The 25,273-nt window shown below is 37.2% G+C and carries 18 protein-coding genes; 11 read left to right on the top strand and 7 right to left on the bottom strand.

Annotation, left to right across the window (positions count from 1 at the left end):
* The first annotated feature begins 187 nt into the window (after nt 1-187).
* From A3EE_RS0106480 to A3EE_RS0106505, 6 genes are read left to right on the top strand one after another with little or no spacing between them, the layout of a single operon-like run.
* Complete coding sequence (locus A3EE_RS0106480) at nt 188-1,999, top strand: regulatory iron-sulfur-containing complex subunit RicT (RefSeq protein ID WP_018342627.1); 1,812 nt, start codon at nt 188-190, stop codon at nt 1,997-1,999.
* Nucleotide 2,000: 1 nt separating this feature from the next.
* Entirely contained in the window at nt 2,001-2,477 is a 477-nt protein-coding gene (gene gldH / locus A3EE_RS0106485) for a gliding motility lipoprotein GldH (RefSeq protein ID WP_157446915.1), read from the top strand.
* Between the two features lie 4 nt (nt 2,478-2,481).
* Entirely contained in the window at nt 2,482-3,123 is a 642-nt protein-coding gene (locus A3EE_RS0106490) for a DUF4919 domain-containing protein (protein WP_018342629.1), read from the top strand.
* A complete protein-coding gene (locus A3EE_RS0106495; protein WP_018342630.1) occupies nt 3,116-4,309 on the top strand; it encodes an acetyltransferase domain-containing protein in 1,194 nt (397 codons plus the stop codon). The genes A3EE_RS0106490 and A3EE_RS0106495 overlap by 8 nt, the downstream gene beginning before the upstream one ends.
* 49 nt (nt 4,310-4,358) lie before the next feature.
* Nucleotides 4,359-6,479 carry a hypothetical protein gene (locus tag A3EE_RS0106500; protein WP_018342631.1) on the top strand — a complete coding sequence of 707 codons (2,121 nt, stop codon included), beginning with the start codon at nt 4,359-4,361 and terminating at the stop codon, nt 6,477-6,479.
* Between the two features lie 18 nt (nt 6,480-6,497).
* Nucleotides 6,498-7,337 (top strand): rhomboid family intramembrane serine protease, encoded by an 840-nt coding sequence (locus A3EE_RS0106505; RefSeq protein ID WP_018342632.1) that lies wholly within the window; start codon nt 6,498-6,500, stop codon nt 7,335-7,337.
* A 26-nt stretch (nt 7,338-7,363) separates the two neighbouring features.
* On the opposite strand, the gene A3EE_RS0106510 is transcribed toward A3EE_RS0106505, so the two are convergent.
* Complete coding sequence (locus A3EE_RS0106510; protein ID WP_018342633.1) at nt 7,364-7,690, bottom strand: DMT family transporter; 327 nt, start codon at nt 7,688-7,690, stop codon at nt 7,364-7,366.
* 168 nt (nt 7,691-7,858) lie between these two features.
* On the opposite strand from A3EE_RS0106510, the gene A3EE_RS0106515 reads away from it, so the two are divergent.
* Both A3EE_RS0106515 and A3EE_RS0106520 read left to right on the top strand, forming a co-directional pair.
* On the top strand, nt 7,859-10,678 hold the full coding sequence (locus A3EE_RS0106515) for a TonB-dependent receptor (RefSeq protein ID WP_026209632.1): 2,820 nt from the start codon (nt 7,859-7,861) through the stop codon (nt 10,676-10,678).
* Between the two features lie 35 nt (nt 10,679-10,713).
* Nucleotides 10,714-12,102, top strand: a complete 1,389-nt coding sequence (locus A3EE_RS0106520) for a hypothetical protein (protein ID WP_018342635.1) — start codon at nt 10,714-10,716, stop codon at nt 12,100-12,102.
* Between the two features lie 242 nt (nt 12,103-12,344).
* Here A3EE_RS0106520 and A3EE_RS0106525 read toward each other — a convergent pair whose 3' ends face one another.
* The 6 genes from A3EE_RS0106525 to A3EE_RS21945 form a co-directional block, all read right to left on the bottom strand.
* Nucleotides 12,345-13,079, bottom strand: coding sequence for a DUF2490 domain-containing protein (locus A3EE_RS0106525; RefSeq protein WP_018342636.1), 735 nt, complete (start codon nt 13,077-13,079; stop codon nt 12,345-12,347).
* Nucleotides 13,080-13,583 carry a hypothetical protein gene (locus A3EE_RS0106530; protein ID WP_018342637.1) on the bottom strand — a complete coding sequence of 168 codons (504 nt, stop codon included), beginning with the start codon at nt 13,581-13,583 and terminating at the stop codon, nt 13,080-13,082.
* A gap of 2 nt (nt 13,584-13,585) precedes the next feature.
* Nucleotides 13,586-14,008 (bottom strand): EamA family transporter, encoded by a 423-nt coding sequence (locus tag A3EE_RS0106535; RefSeq protein ID WP_026209634.1) that lies wholly within the window; start codon nt 14,006-14,008, stop codon nt 13,586-13,588.
* A 93-nt stretch (nt 14,009-14,101) separates the two neighbouring features.
* Nucleotides 14,102-14,812 (bottom strand): hypothetical protein, encoded by a 711-nt coding sequence (locus A3EE_RS0106540; RefSeq protein ID WP_157446916.1) that lies wholly within the window; start codon nt 14,810-14,812, stop codon nt 14,102-14,104.
* Nucleotides 14,813-14,834: 22 nt separating this feature from the next.
* A complete protein-coding gene (locus A3EE_RS0106545; protein ID WP_018342640.1) occupies nt 14,835-17,546 on the bottom strand; it encodes a CHAT domain-containing protein in 2,712 nt (903 codons plus the stop codon).
* 29 nt (nt 17,547-17,575) lie between these two features.
* Entirely contained in the window at nt 17,576-18,541 is a 966-nt protein-coding gene (locus A3EE_RS21945; protein WP_018342641.1) for a hypothetical protein, read from the bottom strand.
* 226 nt (nt 18,542-18,767) lie between these two features.
* Here A3EE_RS21945 and A3EE_RS0106555 point away from each other — a divergent pair, with 226 nt between their 5' ends.
* The 3 genes from A3EE_RS0106555 to A3EE_RS0106565 all read left to right on the top strand — a co-directional run bounded on the left by A3EE_RS0106555 (nt 18,768) and on the right by A3EE_RS0106565 (nt 25,261).
* A complete protein-coding gene (locus A3EE_RS0106555; RefSeq protein WP_018342642.1) occupies nt 18,768-19,688 on the top strand; it encodes a carbohydrate kinase family protein in 921 nt (306 codons plus the stop codon).
* A 210-nt stretch (nt 19,689-19,898) separates the two neighbouring features.
* On the top strand, nt 19,899-21,293 hold the full coding sequence (locus A3EE_RS0106560) for a DUF4403 family protein (RefSeq protein ID WP_018342643.1): 1,395 nt from the start codon (nt 19,899-19,901) through the stop codon (nt 21,291-21,293).
* Nucleotides 21,293-25,261 carry an AAA domain-containing protein gene (locus A3EE_RS0106565; RefSeq protein ID WP_018342644.1) on the top strand — a complete coding sequence of 1,323 codons (3,969 nt, stop codon included), beginning with the start codon at nt 21,293-21,295 and terminating at the stop codon, nt 25,259-25,261. The genes A3EE_RS0106560 and A3EE_RS0106565 overlap by 1 nt, the downstream gene beginning before the upstream one ends.
* The last annotated feature ends 12 nt before the right edge of the window (nt 25,262-25,273 follow it).

Here is a 25,273-nt window from a genome sequence, read left to right on the forward strand (position 1 = left end):
AGCTAATCAGCTTACATACAAGCATTTTAACCTCCATATTGGTAAAACAATACTTTTTCATCTTAGAGTCAAGATTATTCCCAAAATCGCTATTGTTTATGTATCTTTAGCATGAATAGTTGCACCCCACCCGAATGGGGCGAACTAAGTAGTATTTTAGTATAGAATTCGGAATAACAACATATATATGTCTTGTAGTTCAGGTAGTTGCGGCACCGGTGGTGGTTGCAGCACAACAAAATCTTCAGGAGGTTGCAGCTCAGGCGGCTGCTCTTCCGGCGGTTGCAATAAATTAAATTCATTTGATTGGCTGGGCAATATGGAGCTAGACTCTATGCCTACGTTTGACATCATTGAAATCCGCTTTAAAAACGGTCGCAAAGAATTTTTCAGAAATTCTAAATCCATCGAATTATTTGCCGGCGATCCGGTAGTTGTTGAAGTTCAATCGGGCCACCACATTGGCTACGTTTCTATGCAGGGTGAAATTGTTCGTCTGCAGATGAAAAAGAAGAACGTACTGAACAACGACGACATCAAAAGCATCTATCGGAAAGCTTCTGCAAAAGATCTTGAGAAATTTGAGCAGGCAAAAAACCGTGAAGCAAGTTCTTTGTATCGCACGCGTGAAATCATCGTAGATCAAAAATTAGGTATGAAACTGTCTGATGTGGAATTTCAGGCAGACAATACAAAAGTTACTTTTTATTATTCAGCTGAAGACCGCGTTGATTTCCGTGAATTGATCAAAATGCTTGCGGGCGAATTCAAGGTGCGCATTGAAATGAAGCAGATCAGCTTGCGCCATGAAGCTGCACGCTTGGGCGGTATCGGCTCTTGCGGCAGAGAGTTATGCTGCTCTACCTGGCTTACAGATTTCAAAAACGTAAATACATCTGCAGCACGTTATCAGAATCTTTCACTGAACCCATCTAAACTATCCGGCCAATGCGGAAGATTAAAATGCTGCTTAAACTATGAGCTGGATACATATCTTGATGCATTAAAAGGAATTCCTGAATTGGAAACTCCTTTAAAAACGGGCATGGGAAATGCAACGTTACAAAAAACAGATATCTTTAAACGCATCATGTGGTTTGGCTTCCAGGACGAAACGACCTGGCTTCCGATTACTGTTGAACGTGTAATTGAAATTATTGAAATGAATAAAGCAGGCAAAACACCTGCAACCTTAGAATCAAATGAGATCGTTATCAAAGATGATCGCGTTATGATCCGAGAGAAAGAAGAGCTTTCACGTTTCGATGATAAATTCAAATCAAAAAATAAAAAGAAGAAAAAGAAACGTTCGACAAACGATGATGCGTCTGATCGCACGCAACGCCCTGTAGTAAATATACAGCGTCCTGCTTCTGATCAGCCACAAGAAGATTCGGAAAGAAGTGAAAAGGCGCATACCATTACACCTCGTCCGGAAAGATCGAACCAACCGAATAACAACAATAACAGACCGCAGCAACAACGTTCAAATCCTGCTCCGGAAAGAAATAATCAGCAGCCTCGCAACGATGCGAATGCTACTAAGAATAATAACAGACAAAATCAGTCTGACCGTCCGCAGCGTATTTCTCCAAACCCGGAGAAACACGATGATGCACCGCGCAATGAGAACCAAGGTAACGATTCTCAAAACAAACAGAATCCAAATCAATCAACCAGACCGCAGCGCGTTAACCAACAAAACCCGAATCAGAATCAGGGGCCTAAAAACGAAGGACAGCAACGTAATCAGCCACGTCAGAACAATCAGCCCAACAATGGGCCGAAGCAGCAGCAAGCACCGAAACAACATTCGGATCAACATAAAAAGCACGACAATAAAGGTCAGGGTGGCAAGCATCAAATAACAAAAAAGAATGCATCTGATGCGCCAGACCAACAACCACCGGACATAAAAATACCGGCAAATAATTTCAGACCAAGACAAAATAGCGATCAACATCCTACAGATGGTTCGACGAATAACACTGAAAAATAATATGAATAAAGTTGCACTGGCATTGATTTTCATTTCAGGCTTCATCCTGTTTTCCTGCACTGATTCCTCTATCGTAACGGAAGCTAAAATTGATGCGCCTGATAATTACTGGACACAAAAAACACAAATGGATTTTCCATTTGAAGTAACCGATCCGAAAGCAACATATCAACTATTCTATCAGATCCGATACAACAACGATTATCCATACTACAATTTGTGGGTAAACAGAATTCTCTTAGATGAAAAAGGAAATATGATCTCCAAAAAACTGCAAGGAATGGATTTGTTCCACGCCGCATCGGGAGAGCCTTATGGAGCAGGTTTTGGAAACTATTTCGATTACAAGATCATGTCTGACAGTGTGCAAAAATTCCCTAAAGCAGGTAAATACACCATCCGCATAGAACAGAATATGCGTATGGATACATTGAATGGAATTTCATCTGTTGGAGTTGAAATTATAAAAAATAATTAATCCAATGATCAAAGCCGCGGTAAGTATATTGAGTCTGCTGTTATCGCTTGTTGCTTTTGCACAAGTGGATACGGTGCGTACGAATGTATTGCTTGCAGAACGCGGTGGCTATAATAAGTTGGTTGCACGTTTAAATGCATCGGATACAACCCTTACCATTGAAGACTTTCAACTCATCTACTACGGTTATCAAACTTCTCCGAATTATTATTCGAAGGAAAATGAGTTTAAGGAAAATTTAATAAAACCTCTTAATAGATCGGGGCAATACAAACAGGTACTGGAATTGGCCGATAGCATTTTATTAGTAAATCCGGTAAGTATTGTTGCGCATTTTGAAAAGTCGTTTGCTTGTGCGCAGCTCGGACTAAAAGATCTGGAAGCCTTTCATCGCAAGCGTTACATAATTTTCTGCAATGTCATTAAACTGAGCGGCAATGGTACTGCACTCTTGCGTTACAATAGTAACTCTACCAATGATGCACTCGAATTCCTTTCGTTTAAAGGTTTAAAAGCCGTACACGACTCTAAAACTGAAACAGGATTGATCCAATTCGATCTGGCTAAAAATAAACAAAAGCTTAAGCATATGTATTTCTTTATACCGGCTGAAGCATATACCCCTCCCCTTACTGAGAGTGAATAAGCATACAACATCTGCACTGTCTTCAGACAGTCGCATTCAATCGATTGATATACTTCGTGGAATACTCATCATACTAATGGCACTGGACCATGTTCGTGATTATTTCTTAGCGGATGCCTTTGCATTTTCTCCCACCGATCACGAAAAAACGTATGCTGCATTATTTGCTACACGTTTCATTACACATATATGCGCTCCAGGTTTTGCATGGCTTTCAGGCATTTCTGCATACATGTATTTTAAAAAACATGGATTAAAAAATTCCACTTCGTACCTTTTCAGTAGAGGATTAATCCTGATCCTGATCGAATTTACGTTGGTCAAATTTGCATGGCATTTCAACTTCGATTATTCAAGCCTGGGACTGCTTGTAATATGGGCATTAGGAATCAGTATGGTATTGCTTGCGTGTACAAGCTGGCTTAAACCAAACGTGATCTTTATTTTAGGAGTAATTATACTGATCGGGCACAATACACTTGATAGCATCACAAGCGGAGGCGAAGGATTTGGTGCGCTGCTCTGGCACATCCTTCATCAATCCGGCACGGTTGCGCTATCTAAAAATTTCAGTGTGCATGTCTTGTATCCGATACTCCCTATGTATGGCTTGATCTGCCTAGGCTACGGCATGGGGAATCTTTTTACAGAAGATAGCAAAGAAGAACGTATAGCGTTATTCAAACGATTATCCATTCTATTACTCTTATCTTTTATAACACTGCGTCTGGTAAATGAATATGGTGATCCAACTCCCTGGGTATCTAATCAACACTCTTATCGCACTTTTTTCAGTTTTTTAAATGTGACAAAATATCCTATGTCATTGGATTATATTCTGATCACACTGTCTATTATTTTCTTTTTATTATCCAGAACCGAATCGCCTAAATTCAAGGTGCACCAATACCTCGCACTGTTCGGTAAAGTGTCCATGTTCTTTTATATCATCCATATTTTTGTCATACATTTACTAGCTATCATTCTATTTATTCTAACAAATTTTCAAACTATTGAATCGACTACTATTGCGTCCGGCGTAACAGAAATAACGGCTCAACACGGCTACTCGCTTGGGGTTGTCTACATCGTATGGATTGGAATACTGGTTGCGTTGTATCCGCTTTGCAAAAAATATAGAGTGTTTAAATCAAAACATCCGCAATCTTTTCTTAGATTCATTTAATAGGAATACCCCGACTGTTTCAATTGTTTTACTTTAAGTAAATAAATTAATGAAGCTTTTTTTATATAAATTCAGGTTTTTGCTTGCAGCAGTTATTCTACTAGCAGCTATATTATTTACGTATTCGTATTGGAATACATTTTTCCCAAAGAAAAAATCCGTAAAGTATGTCGCTTATATAGGCAGATATACCAATGCTGCAGATACTGTTCCAATCTCAAAGCAACCTTTGAATAAATTCGACCTCATGCACGAGGTTACTTTAAAAAAATATTTAAAAGAGCTAAATCTTCCATACACAGATCTTCAATTAAAAGTTTTTGATTGCAGAAAAGATGGTTTTGTCAGTGATTCCATTTATAAAGAAATTGCAAAAGATTCAAACATTGTTGCCGTAATCGATAATACGTGGGGGCAGCACATTAATAAATGTGCTCAAACAATTAAAGAGAACAACATTCCCATCATAGCAATCAATGCAGATCGTAATGGATACGACTTCGGGAAAAGCGCAATATTTACAGGAAGTCAGGATAACGTTCCGTATGATATTGTAGCTTACCTTACAAAAGTATTGCATATCAACAAGATCAATTTTATCAGTGAAGAAGATTACGAATTGCATGGCACGTATTTAAAAGCATTCAATGACAATAACATCACAGTAAATAAACTGTTTTCTGTAAAAGGTAAAGCTTTTAAAGAAGCGGATTCAATTGCTCTTTACAACAGCATTGATTCCTACTACAAACAATATCCTTCTGAAGAAAATACCTTACTGGTACTAAGTGTACACGCAGATATCGGAAACAAACTGATCAACTACATCAATAAGCGCTTTACCAAAATTCATGCATTGGGCCATGCTTATGTTGTAAACCCAACGTATCTTCAAAACTTCGGAAATAAAAATGACAACGACCTGATCATTATCAGCAACCCGACGGATGCGTTAACAAAGACCTTGTATAATGACATTGTTGAACTGAAAACAGAGTTTCCGGATTATTTTCAAAACTCTAATCACCCACTATTTGTAGAACGTTGTTACGATGCCGTTGAAATGATCCGAAATAAATTTGATCATGTCCACGATACAACTAACTTATCTAAAAAAGATTTCACTACCTACTTTCAAAAACTCCCCAATCAAATCGTTCGTGAAGCAGATGACATCTATCAGTTTGATAGTATACTGAATCTTGTCCCTGAAATATTCTTTACACAATATCAGGCAGGACGTTTCCACTCATGTCCGCTGCAGTTGAATGAATACAGAGATGTAATTCCGAATTTATTTTTCGGAATGGAGATCTCAGATATTTATGACATCAATATGGATGAAAATTCATTTACATCTGATTTTTATTACTGGATCAAATTGGATTCGAACAACCGAGATGCTGAGAAGTATATTATTTTTCAGAACATGAAACAAAATGAAAGTTCGAAAGAATTGATCTTTGAAAAAACAGACGGTAGTACAATCTATAAATTATATAAAGTATCCGGTATTTTTTATGTGAACTATCAATTACATCAATATCCGTTTGATGCACAGGAAATATTTGTACGAGCTGAAATTTTAAGTCCGGCTACCAAATTAAAAGTTTCCTTCGATCAGAAAAGTTTTGACCTGGATACAAGCAAGATCGATAAATTCAAGATCACTGAATGGAACAAGTTGAAATACTATGTAACCGTAGACAACGAGATCAATCTGGGTATGTATGGGGATCCGGATATGGAAGAAGAAAAATTATACGAATTCAAAAATATTTTCTTCCGTTTGAATGTAAGCAGAAAAAGAACAACTCCGTTATTAGAAATTGTATTGCCTTTGGTATTGATCGGTTTGATCTCGATCAGTTTACTGTTCATTAAAGATATCAGTTTTGAAAACTTAGGAGAAGTAAGTATTGGTGTCTTTATGTCGATCGTTGCATTCTCTATTTCGTTCTCGGCTTCTACGCCCTCGTCCGACAATCTTACAAAAGCCGATTATTTATTCTGGCTCACCTTTATAGTCGTCTTACTGAATTTTATGGTAGTCATTTTGGTGAATGCCATTTACGAACCCGAAGAAGTTAAAAACATTGACATCCGTAAATTGAGTACTGCTTTGGGCATAGGCTACATAATAGCTGTAGCGATGGTCTTATCGTATTAAGTATATCCCGAATAACCAATGAATGAAACAGGTATCATTGCAGTAATTTTAATTCTTATTAATCTAATCTTTACGTATCAGGGATTACGCAGTCAGGTATTTTTTGATCGCTATAAATTTGATGTCGATCAGATACTTGTACATAAAGATTATAAACGCATTATCACATCCGGATTTCTGCATATAGGCTGGTTTCATTTTATTTTTAACATGTATACGCTGTATGCTTTCAGTGGTAGCATTGAAACGTACTTAGGAATTATTCCTTTCACTATTATTTATTTTGCAAGCTTGATCGGCGGAGATCTGTTTTCGCTATTTGTACATCGCAACCACGGTGATTACACTGCTGTTGGCGCATCAGGTGCTGTAAGCGGCGTTGTATTTGCTTCCATTGTACTTTTCCCGGGAATGGAATTAAGTTTATTATTCATGCCCATTTATATTCCTGCATGGCTCTTCGGACTTATTTACGTACTCTATACAATTTACGGTGTTCGGTCGAAGCGTGATAACATAGGCCACGAAGCGCATTTAGGAGGCTTGGTCATTGGTGTATTGATCGCGCTCATTACAAAACCTGAAGTGCTGCGATACAATACATTCACTGTTTTGATCATATTGATTCCCGCAATTGCTTTTATCTTATTTGTATTGTTAAAACCTCAAGCTTTACTGATCGATAATTTATTTTTCAAAAATCACGACGAGCATCTTTCCATCGATCATCGCTACAATCTGGAAAAAACAAAACAACAAAAAGAGATTGACGCGATCTTAGATAAGATCTCTGCAAGAGGTATGAATAGCTTAAGCACAACTGAAAAGAAAAAACTTGAGGAGTATTCGAAAAAATAATATACCTCAAGTTTTAGATTTATTTTTTAATGTGCAACAAATTTTAATCCTACAATAGAAGCGATCAAGGTAGTTAAAAAGAATAAGCGCCAGAATTCTGCCGGTTCTTTAAAAAATAAAATACCTACAATCACTGTTCCCACAGCACCAATACCTGTCCATACTGCATAAGATGTTCCAATAGGCAACGTTTGTATAGCGCGATATAATAAGTACATGCTTATCGTTGATGTAATGGCAAATGCCAATAACCACAAATACGAAGTGGTTCCGGTTGTTTCTTTGGCTTTACCCAAACAAAAGGCGAAGATCACTTCAAATAAACCTGCGATAATTAATATGATCCAGTTCATATGCATTCAATTATGTACTTACAAAGATAGAAACTATTTATTTATCAATACTGCAATATTAAGGAATTAACAATTTGCTGTTATGAAAATTATGAAACAGCCTTAGAAATTAACACAGTACTGATTTTTAAATAACATCCTAATAATAATATCATGCCAACTTGCGGCATGCGTTCTATAATTAAATTCATTATACTCTTTGTACTATTCTTTATTGTACAAACCATCTCAGCAGCAACAATTCAGGGGCACATAAAAGATGTCGAGACACAGGAGGCGCTGATCGGAGCTATCATTCGCGAAAAAAATCAAAGTCATATAGGTGCTGCTACGGATTTTGATGGCGGGTTCATTATTAAAAATATACCTACAGGTGAATACACTTTTATTGTAGGTCATCTAGGATACTTACATCAAAGCAAAAGCATCCACATCACAAATGATATGAATCATTATACATTAAACTTTTATATGGTGCACGATACATTAACAGCTGAAGTTGTTATAACGGGTTCGCATTCATATGGAGCCGAATCCGATACATTAGCAAGAAAAACAGAGCAGAATGCGGACAATGTAATAAACGTAGTATCTGCAAACACCATACAGATCTTGCCGGACATCACCGTTGCAAACGTACTGCAACGCGTATCTGGTGTATCGATTGAACGTTCAAGCAATGGTGATGGTCGTTATGCGATTGTTAGAGGTATGGACCCCAGATACAACTATACACTCGTAAATGGAATAAAAATTCCAAGTCCGGATAATAAAAATAGGTATGTCCCTTTGGATCTTTTTCCAGCAGACTTATTAGAACGATTGGAAGTAATTAAAGCCTTAACCCCTTCAATGGAAGGCGATGCAATAGGTGGTGTTGTAAATATGGTTATGAAAAGTGCTCCGTATACACCCATATTCAATGTCAATTTAGCAACTGGTTATAGTCAAATGTTTTTTGATCGAAGCTATTCAAAATTCGATCCAAATTCAATTCAAAAAACATCTTTAGGAGAAATTCATGGACAAGATTACCAAGCATCGACGTATGATTTCAATTATAACAATTTCACATACCATAATATTAAAGCTCCTATTAATGGCATTGCTGGTATCACATTAGCAAAACGATTTTTCAAAAATAAATTTGGAGTTGTTTTAGCTGGAAGCTATCAAAACACATACAGAGCCACCAATAGTGTTTTTTTCAATCCAAACACTCAACCGCTACCTGGGAATGTACCAACATTTGATGATATCTATTTAAGACAATATTCAACGCAACTAACACGTGGCGGGGTACATTCAAAACTTGATTACCAAATTAATAAAAATCATACCATAAGTCTGTACAATGTATATCTACAAATGAATGAATTGCAAACTAGACACACCATTGATACTGCACTTTCAATCAGCAGAACAGGTACAGGGACTGGTAATGTTTATCTTTTAGATAGATCAAGATTTCAAAAACAAACTATCTACAATACAACATTACAAGGCAATCATACCCTAGCAGGAACAGTTAAAATAAACTGGTCAGCTGTATATTCATTAGCTAAAAGTAATCTGCCGGATTGGTCTGAAACATCTTTAACAAAAAACGTAAGTAAAGATGCGAACGGAAATCAGGTGATTACTCCTGAAACACTCGGATACTTACCTCGAAGATGGCAACACAATTCAGATGAAGATAAATCGGGATATTTAAATCTATCATGGTCACCTGCAAGCTTAGATCTTGCACTTAAAAAATTAGCTGTAAGCAAAGTGGAACTGTCTGCAGGCGGAATGTACAGACATAAGACCAGAGATAATTACTACACTGAATATAAATTGACTCCCAAATCGAATGGTGGAATCATACCGCCATTCGATGGAGCATTTACTCCAGATAAATATTTATTTATATCTCAGGCTGCGAGTCAAGGTAGTCCCGTCAACCCGAACACATATGTGTGTTCAGAAAACATATTAGCTTACTACGGGCAGATTAAATTTCTATTATTTTCTAAACTTCAGGTATTAAGTGGCGTGCGGATTGAAAACACTCTTCAAAAATTTGAAACAGTAATGCCTTCCTCATTTGCAGGAAAGTCAGGCAGCATTTCTTACACAGATATGCTGCCAAGTCTTCATTTGAAATACATGATTAATTCAAAACAAAACTTGCGATTCTCTTATTTTAAATCCATCAGTAGACCAAGTTATTTTGAAATCATTCCTTATAATATTCAAGGAGAATATTTCACAGAAGCTGGAAATCCTTATTTAAAACATACACAAGCTAAGAACTTTGATTTGAGATATGAATTTTTCCCAAAAGCGCTCGATCAAATTTTGGTTGGAGTTTTTTATAAAAATATTTTAAACCCAATTGAAATAGCTTATGTAAAAAGTGGTACATCGGGTTCATTACTGCAACCTCAAAATTTTGGTACTGCAACAAACTATGGATTTGAATTTGTATTTACTAAATTTTTTGGAAAAATAGGTTTCACATCGAATTATACCTATACAAATTCAAGCATAACTACAGATAAAGCCTACTATTATAGAGATGACAACAATCAATTAACAACAAGTACAGTAAGACAAACAAGGCCTCTGCAAGGGCAGTCAAAACACATTGCAAACATTTCGCTTTTATATAAAAATCAAACAAAGGGATTAGAAATACTTTTGGCATATGTTTATACAGGTCGAAGAATTGTTCAACTCTCTCCTTATAAAGATTTGGACTATTGGCAAAAAGGAATGTCTCAACTTGATTTTTCATTTGAGAAAACAATAAAAAAGAAATTCACTTTCTACGCAAAAATTACCAATATTTTAAACTCTCCTTTACTCGTTGAAATCATGCAACCCAATCCTTATCGCAGTGGGTCAAATGTGTTGTATGGCCAAACTCGCGATGACCGTATTTTAGTTCAAAAAGAATACTATGGACAAAATTACTTACTAGGTATTCGTTACAAATTTTAATAGACAAATTGAAAATAAACAAACTATAAACTAATATGAAAAAAATCTATCTAATGGGAGTTGCTGTCGGCTTACTGGCAAGCATTTCTTCTTGTAAAAAAAGTAGTGACGAAACCGTTACACTTTCAGAACCACAATTTCAAGCTGGCCAAGCAATTACACATGATACCTTATCCGGTAGTGTAAAGGGTACAATGCTGGCTGGCAAAACGTATTACTTTGCAACTCCCGTAACTGTAAACGCTGGTGACACATTAGTAATGCAATCCGGTGTAAAATTATTAGCCATCAATCCTTCTGCACAATTAGTTGTTAAAGGTACATTCTTGTCTTTAGGAACAAAAGCATCACCAAATACAATAACGGGTGTTACTGGAGATCAGACGGTAAAATCAAATTCAATTATAGATCCAAGCTCAGATCCAGCATTCACGGCTCAATGGGGAGGTATCCAGTGTGATGTAACGTGTCCTTTATTAGTAGTAAAATGGACGCATTTAGATTATTCAGGGGGTAATGTTGGTACAAATCCTATTGTTGGTTATAAATCCGGAGATGATTTATTTACTATACTTTTCCAAAATCCAGATGGTGTGTATATTTTAGAAGACTCGTGGATCTATGGTACTACAACAGATGGTACTCGTGTTAAAGGTGGAAAGATTTCTATCATGAGAAATACCTTTGAAAAGATTGCTTACAATGATGGAGAAGCTGTTAACGTAAAAAGCGGGACTGTAGGTGACATGGCTTACAATATGATCATTGGTACTGCAAAAAATGGTTTGAAAGCATCAAACAAAGGTGGTTTAACTCAATGCAATGTAAGTATGTACAACAACACTATGGTAAATGGTGGTTACAGAAGTATAGACCCTGCACGTGGTGGTTCAATGAACTATGAAGAAGGTGCAAAAGGCATTGCATACAACAACATCATTGTGAATTGCAGATACGGATTAAGAATTTATGGAACACCTACAGTTGCTGATACACTTCATTTATTTTATGGCAATACTTTAAACTATGGTGACTCAGCAAGTGTTACTAATCAATACTATCCTGTAGGATATGTTACAAAACCTATGACTACAGATATTCCGTTGCCAAGTTCTTTCTTACCTAACCCGTATCAATTAGGTCAAGCTTATACCTCACCTTCAAGTATTATCCAGGCAAACAATCCAAAGTTTGTTAACTTCCCACTTCCTCAAAATGCGCCGCACTTAAGAGACGTGAACTCTATCGGAACTTCAAACTTCAGATTACAAGCTGGCTCTCCTGCAATTGGAAAAGGAAACGTAGCATTCAGCCCAATTAATTCTGTTAGCAGTATTACGGACCCATTCTTAAAGGCAACTATTAGCCTTCCAAATGGTGACCTTGGTGCTTACCCAACTGACGGTACAGGTAACCAACACTAATTCTACTTATCATATCATTCATTCCTAATGAATCCGGTAAAGATGCTATTTATCTTTACCGGATTCATTATTTTATGACAACAAAGAAAATTATTTTTCAAAAAATATTTAGTGCGATATGTTTTAAACATGTTCTTCTCGAATAAGAAATTAATCCTATCAATATTCCTCTCCGATATAATATATCTCAAGCACATATTTTATCTAAGTAATCTCTTAAATGATTATTCTTTATCTTATTTTTATTTCTGCTTAAAATCAAAATTAGTAATCAAACTAACTTGCAGTAAGTTTAAAAAACGCAAGTCCTGTTGCTTGTCTCTGGCAGCTATTTGAAGCAGATAACCCATTTCGAGCTTAGTGGCATTTGACATTTTATAACCAATGCCTGAATAAGTCCAGTTTTCGCTATATATAGCATTTTTAGCTCCTGTTAAACTAAAGTAAAATTCGTTGTACGCATTAAAATAAAATTCTTTTACATCCAGAGTCTTTCCTTGCAAAGGCAGGTTGAGTCCCAACTGATATCTTAAACGTGTACTGAATGGATATTCGCCGGTTTCCCGATTCTGTATAAACCGTTCTTCAAAACGAAATCGATTTGTTATTCTAGTCTTTTTTAAACTTTTGCTAAAAATGCATTGCTGCCACAGCCGATGTTCGTTGCTGTAATCGCCCGTCAGTGGGTTATTGCGTTGATAGGTATAACTTGCAGCCACATTAAAATCGGGTGAAAATTTATAAATAACACTGGGTTGAATGTAGAGTTGAAAATCTTTAGCAGGATATTCAACATTATTTTGAATGCTTTTAAATGCATCGATCGTTGTGGATGCAAAAAAATTATAATCTATTTTATTACTGATTCTACCAGTTTGCGAAATTGCGGGAAGAAACCCATAGAACGAAAGATTTTGTGCCTGCACATGAACCCCAATGCCGATAAATAGCAGCAGGTATAAAGAATACTTTTTCATTTAATAAAGGCTTGGAATAGGCTTTAGAACAATCGTTTCAACTTTCACAAACTCACCTGCTCGATTAAAATAATATTCATAAAATTCTATCTCTTTATTTTTCTTGCCCCGAACCTGAATCTCATACAATAGTTTACCTCTGTAATCTACCGTTTGTGTTTGTTCTATTTTATATTTTTCCAAATCAACTGTGAGCTTCCCTTCAATCGATTTTTTAATTAGATCAGGAAGTGTGTCAAAAGAAATTTTTATTTCTTTTTCAATCATATTTCCAAGTGTATCAAAAAGCAACGAATACTGTTGTTTCATGTATTTAAAGTCTGCTTCATAACACATCGTATCTCCATCCTGCTCTATAAAATACGATACCTTGCCATGCGATGGAAAGTACTTACCTAAAAATTCCGGGATATTTTTAGGAATATTTTTAGCTGAAATACTTTTATCACTTTGTGCAAACAAGGTGATGGGAAATAGAAAAATAACAATCAGTATTTTTTTCATTTTTATTTAATTGTTAACACCAACATGCCACCAATAATTAAAGCTGCTCCCAATAATAGCTTTGGTGTTAAAGGTTCACCCAATAGAATTATCGATAATAACAGCGTAATAACAATGCTACCTTTGTCAATTGACGCTACATAAGATACCTCTCCTATTTTTATGGCTTTATAATAAAAGATCCAGGACAAAGATGTTGTAACTCCAGAAATCATCAGAAAAACAACCGCCCTGGTTGTTAGATTACCTACTTCTTTAATATTCTGAAACACCATGAAATTCAAAATTACAAACACAAAAACAACGCTTGTTCGAACAGCCAAGCCCAAATCTGAACTGATGTGTTTCATTCCATACTTTGCAATAACCGATGTCAGGCCTGCAAAGAACATAGATATCAGGCTATATACAATCCAATTTTTCATATTGATTCAATAAGTAATACATTTATTCTGTAGCAATATTGAGGAGACAAGGTATTATCATGAAACGTATTCACAACATAGCAATCTTAATGCTTACTCGCACGAACCAAACCCATCTATAAAGTCAAAGTCTGCCAAACAAGGATGCTTGTTGACAATACGTGTAACATAACCCGTTTTATCAAAAATAAATTTTACTGAATATTGATTTGCTCCATCACTGCCATGCAGGTATAAATAGAGGTATTTATTATCCTTCGTTATATACACTTCAGGAGCTTTATGAAAAATACAAAAATGAATGTTATACAGATCAGAATATGTCTGTTTAGGAATCTGCAGTTTGATATTGTTTCTAAGAATAATAAAGCTCGAAATTTCAGTAGCAGGAACCGTTCCCTGGACACCGTAAGCAAATGTACTATCGATCTTATTTCTCACGACAATTGAATCCCTTATTCTCTTATGATTGACTACAGAAAAAATAGTATCTGTTAATTGCATATCGTGCTGAGATGCTAAGAATGTTTTGGATTTAATGGCTAACTGAATTTGCTCACCGGATTTAGTAACGGTATAATAACGCACCTCGGTATCGGTGCAGCTTGCAGATGGAAGTAATTCCTGATCTACTCTATCGCTGATATAAACGGAGTCGCTTAATGAATTTAAATAACTAAAAAGTTCTTTCTTGTATTTCCAATCGGGAGAAACCTGCGCTTCACTTTTAAGAAAAAATAAAAATGACAATCCTAAGGATACAATTCTTGTATAATTGATCATTAATATTTTTATTCTCTTCATTTTTTTAATCAGCTATAACTCATCAATTACCAATCAATATAAACGCGGACCAGTAATATGGATTGCTGAATTCAGATGAGTTCAGCAATTTCAATTTTGCTTCACGTGATGCTTGTGCAAAATCATTTTGATTTCCATTTAAATAGATGGCATAGAAATCATTCATATATACTTGTGTAGATGCATCTGAAACCTTCCATAACGACACGGTAATATTGTCTGCGCCGGCATAGAACAAGGCTCTGGACAAACCGATCAAGCCCTCTCCTTTCGCTATCTTACCTAAGCCTGTCTGGCAGGCCGATAAGCTTACCAGATCAGCATTCAGGTGCATATTATAAATGTCGCCTGAATATATACGGTCATTTTCTTCAGAAGTTCCATAGGTATAGATACAGGAAAGTTCAGGCTGTTCTTCATCTACAAGGCCATGTGTAGCTAAGTGAATGATGGAATATTGACGAATCGAATCGCCGATCAATACTTTTCTGGATGCATTTTTATAAGTGAACAAAGTCACCTGACTTTTATTTTTAAAGAGATCATTCAAGGCATCCACTTCTTTTAATGTACCCGGCAAGGAAGTGAGATCGCTTGCCTCACTGAAATCAACCGGCGCAAACAACAATACACGTTGAGATGACTTTTGCTGCAGCTTGTTTTCATACAAAGAACCTGCATAGGTATAACTGATCGAAAACTGTTTGATCAAAAAATCCATTTGAGCATACGCAGCTGTATCGATTTTAGGAACCGTTCTCAACAACGCTTCAAATGGTATCGAGCCCATCTTACCATCGGGAATGATAATCAAATGTGTACAGGCTTTAGGTAATGCAGGGATCAGTTGTTTGTACAGTGCTGCTGACGTTTTAATAAATGTAGGCTTATTGTCAAACTTAATGGAGTTGCGCATTCCCGAAATATATTTTTCATATGTTTCCATTAACGGAATAGAATATACCTTATACTCTTTATTGGTAATTCGAAATACTCGAACCGTATTTGTACTTTCCGAAACAAAATATTCCAGGATGCAATCCTCGGGTTTTAATTTTGACTGCAGTGCTTCGATCGTTATCGACTGAACATTGTATTTCAAATTATAATAAGCAGGATAATTTTTCTCCAATGAACGAATGAAAAATTCATACTCACGTTTGGCATCAAATAAATCTGATGCTACATTTTTCATCATTGTCTCATCTGCAATCCCTTTGGCAAGCTTTTGTTCCAGGTAGGAAATTTTTGTTTTGTAGGTGTCTTCCTTTTCAAGTTCCGTGTTGGGAATGCCGGCAAACTCCTTTGCCTTTGATTCGGCAATGGATTCCTGCAATACAGACGCTTTACTCCGTTCAACAAAATAATACGCCAGCTTCAGATAATATTTCTTTTTAAATGTACTCTCGGACAAGAGCAAACACAGTTCAATACTTTTATCATACACATCATAACTGTATACACCCAGTGCAAGTTTATCGTTTTTACCGGTGCGTGTTTGTCTGAGCTGATCCAATAGGGTATCGCAGGATTGGTAGGTAGAGAGCGCCAGCGTCAGGTCTTTGATACGCAATGTTTTTTCAGCCTCACGTTTCGACAACACAATACCTTTGTGCATTAAGGTCGATAATAATAATTGTCCGTCGAAATATTCTTCTATCTTCGGATTAACAGTATAGTCCGCTGAAGAGAATGAGCTGCAGTTTGAAATCAACGATTGTTGCAGTGCTTTTAATGCACTATTATAATCACGCTGCTCGGAATAAATAGCACCGATCAAGGTATAGCAGGCAGCCGTATTCGGATGCTTTTCACCATACGCTTTCTGATATATAGCCAAAGCTTTGTTTGCATATACCAAAGATGAATCGTATGCCTTTTTCTCCTGAAAAACCTGTGCAATACTAGAGTAGACAAATGCCTTATTGGGATGTGCATCTTTATACCGTTCGTTCCAGATAGCTAATGCTTTTTCATACTGCACCAGAGAAGTATTATATACTTTTTGTTTTCTGTAGATCTGTCCAAGATTGCTATACGCCACTGCCAATGCGGGATTGTTAGGTGAATATATATCCTGATACATATGCAAAGCCAGTTCATAATAGTATAAGGATTCATCCAGATCAAAACCGGAATATACCAAACCGATATTATTATATACAGCTGCAATGTCTGGTGAAGATAATGGAGCTGTGCCCTCATCAAGCAGCTCTCTTCGAAGCTTCAGCGATTCATTGAAATACTCCAGGGCTTTTTCATCGTTGCCTTGTATCCAATTAATAAGACCTTGAGTGTTGTAGCATTCAGCCAATACAGATTTCCAATAAAATCTGTGTATTGTAAGCTGATCAATAGCATCTGAAATTTCAAAATCAGCCTGATCCAGCAAACCCTTCTGATAATAGATCTTTGCTCTGCAATTTTTAAGCAAAGCCAGCTCGTTGAACAAATCTATCGAACAATGTTTTGTTGCTTCATCTACAATATCCTGCGCCGCATCCAGATCATTCAGCCGTATGGCGCATTCTGCGCGCCGTATCTGGCAATACAGATAATAAGAAACAGACGACTCCTTATATAAAGCAATTTCTTTCGAATAATATTCCATACTCGAAGCATACTCTCCCAACTCAAATAAGCTATCTGCCTTGATTTGATTTTGAGTAAGTATCTGTGCAAATGCGGATACCTGCAATACAAATAACAATCCTAAAAACCCGAACTTCTTCATACTAAATTTTCTTGAATGACTGGTAAAAATTATAGGCGGATCTCAATACTTAAACTCGATACATAATCCCTGGATAGTCCGTCAGGATTGTGATCGCGATTGATTAGTTTCAATCCAAACATTCCTTTAATTGCAACAGATGTTGAAAACCGATAACCAAATCCTGTCAGTGCTGTGATTGCCGCGCCTGTAGTTCCATCTACTTTTACTCTAAAATTACTCTGTGCAGTACCTCTTGATACTTCATCTCTTGTAAGGCGATAGATTGTCAGCAAGCCAACATACGCGTTCCATTTTGTTGAACGGAAATTGCGCTCAACCCGAAACATCACATCTTTACCACGCTGAAGGTTCCATGAAACCGGATATTCAAGAGCAGTAGAAAACTGTTCACTTGTCGTCCACTCAGACCAACGGAACTGACTGCCGTTTTTATTCAACGCCTGCTGATAGCCTGCAGCCAGAAGCCACTTGCGTGTTATAAAAGAAACACCGGCCACAATATCATAGGTACCTAAACTTGTTTGATAATACATCGGTAATGGACGTGCGCGATTGTCCACGACTTCCTTATCCGAATTATTACCGGGAAGTTTACCTCCTAAGGTTCCCAGTAATTGATAATTGCTTTTAGAAAGAATTGTATGCGTATAGGAATACGATATATCGGCCAGGCCATTGGTATTGGCAAGAGCACCGGATACAAAGGTATACGGTAGTTTAAACTGAACGGATCCGCGTTTGCCGATGCCAATATTGATATCTGCCAACGATGTAAGAATAACATCGTTGAATTTTGTAACACCGACATATTGCAGCAATTCTATCGAACGCAGTTTCACTGTTGTTTTTGAGCCGAAGCTCTGATTGGGGCGCATGGCACCCATGGTACAGAAACCGGCATCGCTGCAGCCTTGGCCCAGTACGATCGTATTCAGGAATAAAAAAACGGCCACTGAAAAAAGCACGTTTTTAAAACGATAAAATTGCATCATATATTGAAAAACTTATTCTTCTAAACTACTAAAAAATAGGCGCTTGGACAATATTATTCAAAGCACCTGTATACCTGATTTTATTTCAACTTATTATATTTCAGACCAAGGCTTAAAATAATCACGTAAAACAGGACTTCGTGCTTCAAATTGTTGATTTATATTCGCTCATATGCTTGGGATTTAGCACAATTGAACCAATATTTGTAGATAAATTAATTGTATTATGAGCTTATTAGTAGTTGGTTCGGTTGCTTTCGATGCAATTGAAACGCCTTTCGGCAAAACAGATAAAATTTTAGGTGGAGCTGCTACCTACATCAGTTTAGCTTCTTCGTATTTCAATCCAAAAATCAACCTTGTGGGTGTTGTGGGTTCTGACTTTCCGGCTTCGGATATCAGTATGCTTCAATCACATTCGATCAATACTGAAGGTTTACAGATCAAAGAAAATGAAAAAACATTTTTCTGGTCAGGTAGATACCACAACGATATGAACACGCGTGATACGCTGGTTACAGAATTGAACGTATTAGGAACATTCGATCCTGTAATTCCTGAATCATACCAGGACTGCGAATATTTAATGCTTGGTAACCTTGCACCTTCTGTGCAACGCACAGTAATTGAGCGTTTGAAAAAACGTCCGAAGTTGATCGTAATGGATACGATGAATTTCTGGATGGATATTGCAATGGACGATCTGAAACAAACATTGGCATTGGTTGATGTATTGTCGATCAACGATGAAGAAGCACGCCAGCTTTCAGGTGAATACTCGCTTGTAAAGGCAGCACGTAAAATTATCGCAATGGGTCCGAAAGCCTTGATCATTAAAAAAGGCGAACACGGCGCCTTGTTATTCAACAGTCATCAGGTATTCTTTGCACCGGCTTTACCATTGGAAGATGTATTCGATCCGACAGGTGCAGGTGATACGTTTGCAGGTGGCTTCATTGGTTTCATTGCAAGCACAAAAGATACGTCTTTCGAAAATATGAAACGCGCTATTATCTACGGATCAGCAATGGCTTCGTTCTGCGTTGAGAAATTCGGAACAGAACGTATTGTAGGTTTGAATAAAAAAGAATTGGAAGAACGATTACAGGAATTTGTAGATCTGGTTCAATTCGAAATTCATTTATAAAATTTTCAAATCAGCCTTCGAGAGAAGGCTGATTTGTTATGTGTAATTCAAAAAATAAGCAATTCGTCGGACCACAAAAAAGTGGTCTGACGAATGTTCACAATCCATCCGTCACATAAAGCCAACGGATTAATGGATTTATCCAGGCATCTATACCATTACCTGCTACACAAACGTTTAGTAAAAACAGATCACAATCAGCATCACTACATGAACAAATTCATTCCATTTGCATTTATTCTGTTTGCACTTTTAGTAGTGGAATCATGCCGTTCTGTAAAACCAAAGGCTCCGGCTGAAGCTTATCAAACCCTGGAATACAAGGCACCGGTATCTCATATTGTCGTACCGGTTGAATTGTCGCTTCGTGATATTGAAACGGAATTAAATAAACAGCTTAACGGATTGATCTACGACGACGCGGATTATACTGATGGCGTGATGATGAAAGTATGGAAAATAAGTCCGATACTTCTTTCTATGAAAGGCGAAGACATTGTATACGAAGTGCCGATCAAGATCTGGGCAAAACTAAAATGGGAAGTAAATCAGTTTGGTTTTAAAATATCCGATGAGTTCACAGCCGATGCATCGCTGCGCATGACCTTCAATACAAAATTAAAGATTGGAGTATTCTGGACACTTGAGCCGCAAACCACCTTACAGAAATACGACTGGATACAAAAGCCTGTTGTTACCGGCGGAAGCATTTCCTTACCCGTAACATTTATTGCAGACAGAGTAATTAAATCGCAGCAAAAAGTAATTACCGAAGCAATTGATGATGAAATAAAAAATCAAATTGAATTAAGAAAATATGTAGAAGAAGGATGGAATGCAATGCATCAGCCGATACAGCTCTACAACGATCCGGTAACGTGGCTGCGCATAAGTCCGACAGGAATTTTTGTAACACCGTTGTCAGGCGACAAAGATTATGCACGTGCAACCATTCGCATTGACGGTGTTACAGAAACATTTGTGGGCTCAAAACCGGCAGCCAAACTTACAAATCTACCCAATGTAAGCTACATCAACAGTGCTTCGGGAGATTTCGTCATTTCCCTTGTCAACGATATGACCTATCAAGAAGCAGAAAAATTAGCGATGCAGCATCTGGCCGGACAAACATTCAGCTCTTCCAACGGAAAGAAAAAAATACACATTGATAGCATAGCAGTATATGGAGGCGGTGAGAACCTGGTCATCAAAACAAAAGTTTCGGGAAATGTGAATGGCTTTATTTATTTAAAAGGAAAACCTGCCTACGACTCCATAACACAAACTGTATATCTTAAAAACTTAGATTATTCTATCGAAACAAAAAATGCAATGATCAAAACAGGTAACTGGATCTTAAAGAGTACGCTTACAAAACGTATGCAAGAAGCCCTTCGTTACTCCGTTGCAGGAGATATGGCAGAAATTAAAAAGCAGGTGAATAACTATATCAGCAATTATGCCATTACCAAAAATGTTTCTCTTAAAGCAACTGTTACAGAATTGAAACCAACAGATTTTTTTGTTACCGAAGAATCCATCAAAGCAGTTATTTATGCTAAGGGCACAATGAATATGTTTGTTAAAGGATTGGATATTCACTAATGGATCGGATAGTAAAAACATATCGCAAACGTTTATACGATCTTACAACAGGAAATCGTTCACTGTTGTTTTTGCGGTTGTCTGCTGCACAGGAATTGGATCTGAGTGAATTGAATTTCCTGGATCAGCATGCAGCCTTTCATTACATCGAAGAACTTTTAACAGAGAAAAAAAATATCCGCCTTGCTCCGATTCAGGAGCCTCGCGTTGAAAAAGTACAGATCGTTTCTTCGACCTTAAAAAAAATCTACCGCAAACTGGGTCAGATCTACGAAGAACGTGGCTTGTACGAATGTTATGTAGGCTGGCTGTTTGCAGAAGGCAAATGGAAAGACGGTACACCCTTCCGTGCACCACTGTTATTCTTTACAGTACAATTAGAGATCGAAGGAAATTACTGGACCTTAAAAAGAGACGAACGCAGCATACACGTAAACAAAAGTCTGCTGCTGGCATTTTCGCATTATCACGATCTTATCATACCGGACGAAATCCTGGAAGAAGATTTTGAAGATTTCTCCTCTGATCCATTAGAGTTCCGAACACAGATCTATGAATGGCTCAAAAAAAGTAAACTGGAATTTTTATTCAGTAAAGAATATTTTCAGAATGAAATTCCATCATTAAAAATATATAAGCGTCAGGAATACGAAGAAGTCTATGCATTGGGAGAAATGCGCATTCAAACCAATGCAGTATTAGGCATTTTTCCGCAGGCGGGCTCTACCATTGCAGCAGACTATGATGTATGGTCTAAGCAGCTTACCGAAACTTCTTTAGAACATTTTTTTGCAGACCGCAACAACATTGAATTACCCAATGATCCGTACAAAGAAGATTTGATGACACCCTACAGTATGGATGCGTCTCAGGAGTTTGCTGTGCGTGAAGTATTGTCGGGCAAGTCGATTGTTATACAAGGCCCTCCCGGATCTGGAAAATCTGAAACCATTTGTAACATGGTTTGTTCTGCGATTGCAGCAGGAAAAAAAATACTTGTAATGTCGCACAAACGTGCAGCTTTAGAAGTGGTAGCAAAACGATTGGGACAAAAATCGCTGAATGATTTTTATGCATTGGTTCATGATGTTAAATTTGATCAGCGAACTTTATACACTAAGATCAATCAGCAGATCGAAAACATTGAAGCATTTCAAACACTTAACAACGGACTGGATGCAATTTATCTGGAACGTGAATTTTCTGCTTCTGTAAAATTATTAACGCAGTTAAATACGCACAGTGAAGAGTTTCGTAAGGCATTGTTTGATACACATGTGTGCGGGTACTCAGCACACGAGCTGTATTTAAAAGCGGGCACGCCGGTCAAGACAATTAATCTAAGCGACATCTATACCAACTATCCTGCGAAGGAACTGGAACGTCTGGTGTATGCAATACAAACGTACAGCATCTATTCGGCTATACCGTTTCCGAAAGCTGCAATGTGGAAATACCGGATAGAAATTCCTGCACTTACAACCGCACAATTTGAAATTTGGAAAAATAAATCATCTGAATTAAAAGATATCCTTGATCTTTTTTCAGAGCAAGTTGCTATCGAAAAAATAACGAACACATTATCTAATTTTAATTTCTTTACCGAAAACAATGTGTTTATCACATCGTTCATTGAAGAATTAAAAACACCGGATACGCGGAATATATGGAACAGTTTTGCCTTGCCTGTTCAGATTGATAAAATCAAAAGCATTTCCGAAGAAATACGTACAACGCTGCAATCCTATCCGAAGATATTTGAAAATTATACTTTTACAGAACTGCATGACTTGCGCAACATACTGAATGAGGCAAAAGTAAAAAACAGCAACCCATTTTCATGGTTCATCTATAAATTATTTTCTTCGGATTATAAACGAATCAAACAGCTTACTGCAACGCTTGAGCTGAATCCAAATACTTATCCGATTCAAAAAATTATTGATACCGTTGAAAAAATTCTGCATACTGAAAAGCAATTGTCAGAATTAAGCAAATACACATCACACAAAATTAATCTTAAAGACGCTGCATCTTTTTTTATTTTCGAACAAACAATAAAAAAATTACACGATGCTACTACACTGATCGAATCAAAAAATCCAGCGATCCATTCATACATTCTTTCTCATAAAGCAGAAACGACTGTTTTATTTCTTTCGAATACCCAACAAATTCATGCACGTCTATCTGCACTGATTGAAGAAACAAGCGTTTTCTTCAGCGCTGTTCAGCAACAGCTGTTTATTGAAGACGCTGCGTTACTTACAGAGTGGATGCAGTTTATCGAAACAAACCTGAACGACATTCAGCATCTGGACAATTTACTGGAATCACTTACACCTACAGATAGAATTTGCATTCAGCGACTTGAGCAGTTAACTGAAAAAAATCCTGCATCTTCGTGGAGCAAACAGATTGAACAATCTATCTTAAATCACTGGATCCAACACATTGAGCTGGTGTATCCAATCCTTAAAAGTTTAGATACTTTACGCTGGAAACAATTTGCTCAGGACTGGGCCATTCATTCAGAGAAACGAAAAGAACTTTCTCTTGAAATGATCTTAGGAAAACTTCGGGAACAAACATACCGCGACATTGTATTTAACCGTTTGCAAAACCGTGTTACGTATCGCGATCTGCAGCATCAGGTAACGAAGAAGAAGCGTGTATGGCCTATGCGTAAGCTTATGCAGGAATACGCACAGGAAGTTTTTTCACTCATCCCCTGCTGGATGATGTCGCCCGAACAGGTATCGTGTGTATTTCCATTGGAGCAATTATTTGATCTGATCATTATTGATGAAGCCTCGCAATGTTATACCGAGCATAGTTTACCTGCAATGTATCGCGCGAAGCAGGTTGTGATTGCGGGAGACTCCCAGCAATTGCCGCCAAGCGATCTGTATCGTGTACGCTGGGACGATGAAGCGGAAGAAGAAGCAGACATTGAGATCGATTCGCTGCTTGATCTTGGAGGAAGATATTTATCAAGCATTTTATTAAAAGGACATTACCGCAGCAAGTATCCGGAACTGATTGCATTTTCCAATCAGCAGTTCTATGGCAATAAACTCAATTACATACCCAACTATACAGACATACGTTCGGAGATCAAACCCATTAGCTATCATAAGGTGGATGGAGTATGGTCGAATAGTGTAAATAAAATCGAAGCAGAAAAAGTTGTTGCATTAACACTGGATCTCATACAAGCTAAAAAACATTCTATCGGTATCGTGTGTTTCAATTATCAGCAGGCATCTTACATTCAGGATCTCTTGGAAGAGCAATCGATTGCAAAACAGCTTGCCTTACCGGAAGAACTTTTTGTTAAAAATATTGAAAACGTTCAGGGTGATGAGCGAGACATTATTATTTTCTCTGTTGGCTATGCGCCGGATAAAAATGGAAAATTCTCCATGTTATTCGGAAGTCTGAATATGCAAGGCGGAGAAAAGCGTATGAACGTTGCCGTATCCCGTGCACGTGAACAGGTGATCGTTGTTTCAAGCATTATGCCGCAAGAACTTCGTACAGAAACATTAAAACATGAAGGTCCACGTGTCTTAAAAGAATATTTACAATATGCGTGGGATTGTCAGCAATTTGACCGCAACAACTTCTTTGCAAAACATGCGGCTCGTATTCCCGCAAATTCTACAGCTGAAAAAGTAGTTCAGCTATGTACTATAAACGAGTCGCTAAAAGTAGAACCAATCTACCCGTTTGCGAGTTTAACAGTACAACACAATAACACATACTCATTGATCGATACGGATGATGATCCATATCGAACGATTGAATTTGCAAAGTACTGGCACTACAACAAACCGCTTTTATTGAACACTAAAGGATGGGGGTATCAGCAAGTATTATCTAAGTCCATTCATGCAGCAACGTCGGATATTGCAATACAGATATCCCGGCAACATGATGTAAATCACATTGAAAATAAAAACTAAGAAAACCATTTT

This window comes from Cytophaga aurantiaca DSM 3654, from assembly GCF_000379725.1.
Taxonomy (GTDB): Bacteria; Bacteroidota; Bacteroidia; order Cytophagales; family Cytophagaceae; genus Cytophaga; species Cytophaga aurantiaca.